We start from the raw sequence: 6688 nt of genomic DNA, 5'->3' as shown, positions 1-6688 counted from the left end.
CTTTGCGGCGTTTAGGATTAAATTTGCAGCCGAGTCTATGCTTGCTCCGCTTACGGTTATATCACGAGCCGCATTTAAGCTTACGCCGCCTTCGGTAGATTTTATATTTGAGATAGTGCCTATATAGGTGCTGCTTTGATCGCCGTAGGCTCTATTTAAGCTTATCTCTTTACTTAGGGTTTTATGTACTATATCTCTGCCCGCATTTAAGCTTACGCTACGTCCTTGTATCAAAGAGGAGGCGTTTATTATATCCTTATTAGCCGATATGCTTAGGGCGTTCGCGGCAATAATGGAGGCAGAGTTTAAATTTGATACGCTGCCCGCTTTTAGGTTCATATTTGATCCCGCGTAGATTATCCCTTCGTTTCTAAGATCGCCGTTTACGCTTAAATTTATATTGCCTCCTGCGTATATTAAAGAAGGTGCGGAGCTAAGTAAGGTACCGTCATCTTCCTCCTCTGAAGAGTTCAAGGATGTCCTTTTTTTATCATAAAGCAAACTTAGCTTATTGTGCATGTATGAAAAATCCGGTATCAGCTCGCTATAAACGTAGAAGGTATTATAAAATTTGCTGCTTATAGGTGAAAAGAGATTGTTTATATAGCTAGGCCTAATAATATCTTGCATATCCGCTTCGTTATTAAGGCTAGGCGCGAGATCGTTTTTATTGAGATTTAAAGCGTTAGGATTAAGGAGCCCCTTGCCTATTAGGGAGTAATCTATTTTAGAAAAAGCTTCCTTTATAAGAGCAGGAGCGTTACCGGAGTTTATCTGCCCGTGTGAGTTTAAATTTGAAATATCGCCCGCATAGCCTTTTATATCTTTTTTAGCTCCTATTATGGAGATAATAGCAGGCTGGGAGTAGTAGATATTCTTTTGGTCGCTATAGCCGCCTTTACCGCCGTGGCTTTTATGTTTCCATCTATACTCCGCCTGGCTCGTTATACTATGATTTAGACTTAAAGAGCGGTTGTTTAGGCTTTTTACATTTAAGAGCAGATCGTTATAGGCATAAATTACGCTCTTATCGTTATTTAGCTCATCTATGTTAAGGTTGCTATCCCCTGCGGAGATTATGTTTGAGCCCATAAATTTACTTAGGCTATCTTCCGTTATATACTCTTTATTGATACTGTAGCTTATCTGCCTTAATCTCTCCTTCTTATGAGGCTTGCTTCTTCTTATGCCGAAGAGATTATCTTTTAAGCTTAACGTTATAGCGTCATATAGCCTAGTATCCTCCCCCGGAAGCCTAGTATTTTTATATAAGCTTAATACATATAGATTCATATCTTGCCTGCTAAGCTCCTCCATGATCTTAGCGTTTAGCTCGTCTGGGCTAATATTAGGATTTTGCTTAAGGATGCGCTCTTTTATCTCGGCTGCATTGACCTTTAAAGGGATGGCTACGCCGCTGCAACCCCAGCCATCGCCATTGCAGGTAAAATCTATATTATAGCCGGTGCTTTGAACTCTCTTTACGGGCTCGTTAACCGAGCGGTTGTTTAGCTTTTTAGCGCCGATATTAAGAGCGCCCCTTGCATATATCAAGGAAGAGGCATTAATGATCTCGTCTACCTTGCCCTCCCCGCCTCTTTCATTAAAAATATTTAAATTTCTTTGAGAGATGATGTTAGATAGCGCTTCGTTGCTAAGATAACTCGTATTTATAACTATATCCCCTCCGCTAAGTATATTGGACGCGTCTTGATTGAGGATATTTTTAGCGTTTAAATTTATGCCGTCTTGCGCATAAACGAGGGCTTTTTTGTTTATTAAGCTTTCAGAGTTTGTTATCAGCTCGCCGCGCGCGATTAAAGAGCCTAAATTTAAAATTTGCTCCTTTGCTTTTAAAGCCAAATTTCCAAGCGCGGCTATGATACTTTCGTTTTTGATACTCTTTGCGTTTATGATCAGATCTTTATTGGAGATCAGCCTTTGTGAGGCGATAAAATTTCCTTGTAGGTTTAAGTATATATCGCCGCTTGCGTAGATCCCTCCGTTATAGCTCAGATCGTCCTTTAGCCCCAGATATAAACTACCGTCAGAGCTTAGCTTACCTAAAGCGCTAAGACTATCTAGGTTTAAAGCGAGATCCCCTTTGGAGCTTATCAGCCCCTCTTCATTATTAAGAGCGCCTTTGTTTATGATTAAATTTCCTCCACTTAGGATAGAGCCTTTGGAGTTATCTATGCTGTCGTAGCCTAAAAGAGCTCCTCGTAGGGAGATGATCTTTGAGCTTTCGTTGCGTAGATTGTTGCCGCGCAAGCTTAAGCCCTCTTGCACTATAAAGGTAGAACCTGAAAGGTTATAAAAATTTGGAATTTCGGAATCCAACGCCCTTAATACCATTAGGCTATTATCGTTTAAGAGACTCTCTTTTATATCCAAATAGCTTTCGTTTGAAAGTATCGCTCCACCTATATTTGATATATGATCCGCGCTTATTATGCTAAGCTCGTTTTTGGATGGAGGGATAACTCCTGTTTTAAAAGAGTCTTTGCTCTCATCTAAGCTTAACTCCTTTAGTCTTTCGCTCTTAGCCGCTCCTATTACGGCTCTATCTTTGTTGCTTAGGCTTTTCGCCTCTATCTTTAAGGCAGAGCTTGAGCTTATGGAGCCTTTTATATTATCTAGCCTATCCGCTTTTATCTTTAGAGTATTAGCCTGTATATTTCCTCTGTTTTCTACCGAGGAGGCTTTTATACCCAGATTGGAGGCTGAAATTTTAGAGCCCTTTTGGTTGGAGACGGTCTTGGAGCTGATTTGAGTCTGTCCGTTGGAACCTAGCTTTCCTTCATTTATCAGATCTCCGTTAGCATCTATCTTTAAAGAGCTGTCCGCTAAGATAACTCCCTTATTGTTTATGCCCGCTCCATCTTTAGTAGATATTATATTTATCTTGCCCGCATACATTCCTCCTAGGGCTGAGGAGTCTATGGATACGCCCTTAGGATGCGATCCCCCTTCTTGCTCGATCTTTAGATTGTCCCGCCTCAATCCGGAGTTTGTATTTTTTAAAGATACCTTACCGTCCGTCGCTACTACGTTTATCTCGTTTGCGTAAATTTTACCCTCCAGCTTTAGGCTATTAGATATTACGTTCAGATAATCTCCGTTATCGTTTAGGCCGTCCGCTCCTATATTTATAGAGCCATCCTTGCTTATGTTTAGGGATTTAAGATGACCGTTTTCATAGGTGGGCGTGGCGGTGCTTAACGTAGTAGAGGAGGAATTTATTATGGTAGCGCCGTTTACGTTGATACCACTAGGATTAGCGATGATAAGATCGGCTTTTCTGCCCGCTATCTCAATATTACCCTGTAAATTTGAAGGAAGAGGCGAGTTTACCTGATTGATTATAAGCTTGGCTTCGCCGCGATTGAGTCTCGGATTTGGCGGTATGTAGCCCGCCGTTTTACTTATGGATCCTGCTTGAGAGTTATTAAATACCGTGCCCTCTTTAGGGGTATTAAATTTAGAGTATTCGTTGATAGAAACTCCTCTATCGTTAGGAGAGGCTATATCTATCTGAGTGGCGGGAGCATTCGGGGTTTGAGATATCGAAGCTCTATGATTTGCCGCAGCGGAGTTATCGGGGATAATCTCGCAATATGAAAAACAGGGAGCTAACAAGCTAAGAAGTAAAAGAGCGGCAAGGTGCTTGCTTGCTTGGGTAAAGACGCCGAAATATTCTTTTGTATCAGTAGGGGTGCTAAGACGCCCTACGCCATTAAAAATAGAGCTTAAACATAAAATTTGCATACTTATAACCTCCGATTGCGATGGGTTTATATCTTAAATTTCTTAAAGACTTTCTTAAAAAAATAGTAAATTTCGGATATTTTATTTAAAATTTGTTTGAATTTATTTTAAGGTTCGGCGTAGGCGCAGGATTGCTATTTCTCGGCTCTTAGTACGGCGTATCTGCGCTAAAATAGTTAGCTAAATTTAGCAAGTGTTATATAGTCTTCGTTTATATTAAACGCCGCAAGAAGCGCCGATAAAATTTCGCTAAATTTAAAAGTCATAGCTTAAAGAGAAATTTAAAGCAGGACTATCCGTTTTAAAATTTTCCGGTTTACTAATAGGAAAAGCCACCAAAAGATCATAGGTAAAAGAGCCTGAAATATTTCCTCTAAGGCCTACGCCTCCTCCGCTAAGCATTTCACCCTCTGCGGGGTATTCTTTCCCCTTAGAGCTAAGCTTGCCGACATCAAAGGCCAGGTAGACGCCGTTATTTTTAAAATACTTATATTCCAAGGTATTTCTTATATAAAAGCCGCTATCTCCAAGCAGGCTCATCTGCCCGTCAAATCCTCTAACACTATAGTATCCGCCAATATTTAGCCTATCTATAGGGCTAAGATGGGTGCTAGCTCTTCTTGCGTAAAGCTCCAACTCGTAGCTTAAAGGGATAGCGGAGGATCTGGTTTTAAAATTTAACGCGGCGTTTATCAAATGATATCTAGAGCTTCCGCCGCCGAAGTCTTCATCAGGCGCTCTTAGAGCGTTAAACGCCCCCGTGGATTTTAGGTACGAAAGCATCATCTCTACCGAAGAGTTATCAAAAAATACCTTGGATTTTAGCCCCGCCTCATAGCCGCCTTCGCGCTTTCTTTGGTTGCTAAGCTCATAATCTTGTATATAGTTTTTATACTTTTTTTGCCAAATTCTAAAAAACAGGGAATTTTTGGAGTTTTGATTTCTAAAATATACGTAGTTAAGATCCAAACTTCTTCTAACGCTGCTTCCGCTATAGGCATAAAGCTCATAAGCTCCGGGCACTATTTGATCATAGGTGTATCTGTTTTGCCAAAAGGATAGAGAGAAGTATCCAAAAGGTATACTAAAGCCCGCATAATAATTAGCCGATCTTCCGCTTTTGCTATCGTCTCCTAAAGATTTTTTATCTCCTCTTAAAAAATTCCTACCGTAAGAAGCAAATACGCTCTCGTTTAATCCAAGCAAATTTAGGCCGTAAAGCATAGCCGCGCCTTGGTATTTGCCGCTAGATTTGGAGCCCAGATTATCCGCGCTTAGCCTAAGCAGCAAAGGAGAGCTTTGCTGCTTAGAGATATTGATATCGGAGTAGCCCTGCTTTGCGGAAGGGCTTAAGCTTATCTCCGCCTCGCTTCTTGAAGCGGCATTGAAATTTTCCATAGCCTGCTCCAGATCTCTTAAATTTAAAAACTCTCCCCTCTTATCACCGCCAAATGCGGTAAAGATGCTCCTTTGATTCTTAGCTCTAGAGCCCGGCTCAAGCGAAATCTCGCCTATGCGTCCGGGATGAAGAGCCAAAAGAAGGGTGCCAGAGGAGATGTTTTGCTGAGGGATGGAAACGGACGTAGTGATAAAGCCTGCGGATATGATTTTATTGTTATACGCTCTTGCCAGAGCTAAAATTTCATCGCTTCCCAAGCAGTCGCCGCTTTTAAATTTAAGCTCTTTTAGGGTGGAGTTTAGAATTCTTTCAAACCCGGGCGGAACGGAATGATCGGAATTCGAGGTAGGACCGATGGACTTAGCGAGAGTTTTTACTTTCGAGCGCCCCAAGTTTTCATCATTCGGCTTAAAGGTAAGAACACCCGAGCCGGCACCACCTTTAGGGTTGACGGCTGGAGTTTTGGGATCATCTTTGTTTTTAGATTCGTAATCTGCTTCGTTAAATTTAGAATCCGCGCTACTTTTCTGCTCGTTTTGCACTTCTGCGTTAATCAGTTTGATCTCATAAATTTTAAAGCAAATTCCTGCTTTCTTGGGCTCCGCGGTTGCGTTTGAAGCGGGAGGCTCTTCGCTGCGCATGGTTATGAAGGGATCCTCGGCGCCTTGTCTAATTGATCTTATTCTTTGCTCTTCAGAGTTTATGGCGCCCGAAATATCGGCAGGAGCAGCCATTAACGCTTTAGGAGCTAGGCTTAAGCTTATAAAGATAGAGGCTAGAATAAACTTGACGCTTTTAACGCCGCGGGGTTGCAAAGAGGCTCCTTTAAATTTACTATCGTAGCGATAAGATAATGGTTTTTTATAAAACATCGATAGCGCCTATTTTTACGATCGGAATATCGCCGCAAAAAACTTTATAGTTTAAGCATGACAAAAGCATCTATTGACTATATTCGCTTTTTATAAGCCTTAATCTTCCGCTAGGGGCTATCAATTAAAATTGGTAATAATACATTAATTTTTTAAATTTTCGGGTAAAATCTCTTGGATTTTAGTGCTAATTGCGATTTTATATTTTATCACACCCGCAACCTCGATCTTTTTGTAAAAATCCTTCCACAAAACACAATCTAAAAACGAATACCTTGTCCCTTCATAATTCCCTATTTTTTAACCCCTCAAAACATCCGCAATATCAGATTTACCATTCTCTATCACCAAGCCTTTTCTATAAGAAGCGATGATGAATAGAGCCTCGTGAGAACAACGAGGTCTCAGAAAAAGCAACAAAGCTTCCTACCATTTTTTATTCTCCCGTTATAATAGACTGGTAATATTTAAATTCACCACAAAATCTATCACAAAGGAGCAGATGTGCATTATGAAAATTTTAAAAGTGAAGCACGATAAAAAAAGAGTAGATAATGCGCTTAAATGACTTTATCGAGATCTGTTTTAAAAGCTGGATCGTCTTTAATTTTAGAAAAAACCTTCATAACTACTTATCCTTTAAAATTTA

The 6688-nt window shown here is 40.5% G+C and carries 2 protein-coding genes; both read right to left on the bottom strand.

The genetic code is table 11. The features are described 5' to 3' along the window. On the bottom strand, positions 1-3768 hold a 3768-nt coding region (locus tag Q0257_RS10625; RefSeq protein WP_298024693.1), incomplete at its 3' end, for a filamentous hemagglutinin N-terminal domain-containing protein. Between the two features lie 255 nt (positions 3769-4023). After that, the gene (locus Q0257_RS10620) at positions 4024-6039 is read right to left on the bottom strand and encodes a ShlB/FhaC/HecB family hemolysin secretion/activation protein (protein WP_298024692.1); all 2016 of its coding nucleotides are present in this window, start codon (positions 6037-6039) and stop codon (positions 4024-4026) included. Between the last annotated feature and the right edge of the window lie 649 nt (positions 6040-6688).

Origin of the sequence: uncultured Campylobacter sp. (assembly GCF_938018035.1) — a bacterium.
GTDB lineage: Bacteria > Campylobacterota > Campylobacteria > Campylobacterales > Campylobacteraceae > Campylobacter_B.
This window is presented reverse-complemented; position numbering and strand designations above follow the sequence as displayed.

What these genes read in the sequence shown, in the direction of transcription:
- Q0257_RS10620 (WP_298024692.1), bottom strand. Translation starts at nt 6,039, where the DNA reads ATGTTTTATAAAAAACCATTATCTTATCGCTACGATAGTAAATTTAAA.